Raw genomic sequence first — 1,183 nt, 5'->3', positions numbered from 1 at the left:
GTGGGAGATTCTATGGTTCATGCCTAGCCCCTAAACCGCTTTAGGTGAGTATTCGCTCTGGTTTTTCAACAGAGCAAATACCACCCGGGCAAGCTTGCGGGCTAGTGCGACCAGTGCTTGGGTAGTGCTCAATCCGCGCCCTCTCAAAGCCTCATAAAATCCTTTCCACGCCGAGGTTCGGCTCGCCGCCATTGCGGCGTTGTGCAGCAATCGACGCGCCTCTGAGTCGCCTCGTTTGGTCAGGCAGCGGCGGCCTTTCTTTTTACCTGAGTCCGATATGCGCAGATCCAGGCCTAGAAAAGCGATGAAAGCGTCGGCGTTTCTGAAGTCCCCACGCTGAAAGGATGCGAGCAAGCGGGCACCGGTCAACGTACCTATGCCTTCTACTTTCATGCAACGCTTGAGCTGAGCGCCTAAACCGGCTTCGTCTATCTGCGTCAGGATCGTTTTCTCCAGCAGGATTTCCAGTCTTTGCATGGCGTTTATCTGATTTTTGAAAGCGGTTTTGAGCAACGGCTCATTCTCCCAGCTCTGCTTGAGGCTGACACGAGCCTGGACCAAAGCCGCACGACGCCGGAAAAGACTGATAAGTCGGCAATACAAGGGCGGCGGCGGTGTCCAGGGGCGTAAGTGGTCCCCTTCGTTTGTCAGATAACGGGCCAGTAATCGGGCATCCAGCGCATCAGTTTTAGCGCGAACGTTCACGCCTTTGCGGTAATGGCTGAGCTCATAACCGCCAACCATATAGATCACGTAACCAGCGGCATGCGCCAGATCGGCAAACTCCTGATGATAGATATTGGTGGCTTCGATAGCGATTGCCACTGGTTTGGCAACGGTTTTGAGCCATTTCTTGATCGCCGCTTTGGTATTGGAGATTGTCTCGAGCTGATCTGATTCGGCGTGATAAATCACCAGTTCGTCCTTGGCGACATCAACCCCGATGATCGACTGAGTAGTAGCGACGGGCATTGCCATGAGAAATCCTCCGGGCTAAGGTTTGAACACTTGAAGGGTTCACCCAGAGGCGCAGGCTTGTTCCTATCGTCGGTCTAGGCCAGATGCATTCTTTATCGGCGCTTGGGTGAAAGGAGGAGGGTGAAATCTCCCACGGTCTGTACTGCGCTAACAGTCAGAATCGAGCCTTGTCCCTCCTCCTCCCTTCAAGTCCTACCATACAAGC

Annotated in this window: 1 protein-coding gene; it reads right to left on the bottom strand. The window is 54.0% G+C overall.

Annotation, left to right across the window (positions count from 1 at the left end; genetic code table 11):
• Nucleotides 1-30: 30 nt before the first annotated feature.
• Nucleotides 31-978 carry an IS110 family transposase gene (locus AACY18_RS27905; protein ID WP_339434169.1) on the bottom strand — a complete coding sequence of 316 codons (948 nt, stop codon included), beginning with the start codon at nt 976-978 and terminating at the stop codon, nt 31-33.
• Nucleotides 979-1,183 lie beyond the last annotated feature (205 nt).

The sequence above is a fragment of the Pseudomonas sp. EA_65y_Pfl2_P74 genome (assembly GCF_963970575.1).
GTDB classification, from domain to species: Bacteria; Pseudomonadota; Gammaproteobacteria; order Pseudomonadales; family Pseudomonadaceae; genus Aquipseudomonas; species Aquipseudomonas baetica_A.
The sequence above is the reverse complement of the archived record's forward strand: the minus strand, read 5'-3'. Positions and strand labels throughout refer to the sequence as shown.

Excerpts from the sequence above, each read along its gene's own strand:
- AACY18_RS27905 (WP_339434169.1), bottom strand. The coding sequence starts at position 978 with ATGGCAATGCCCGTCGCTACTACTCAGTCGATCATCGGGGTTGATGTC.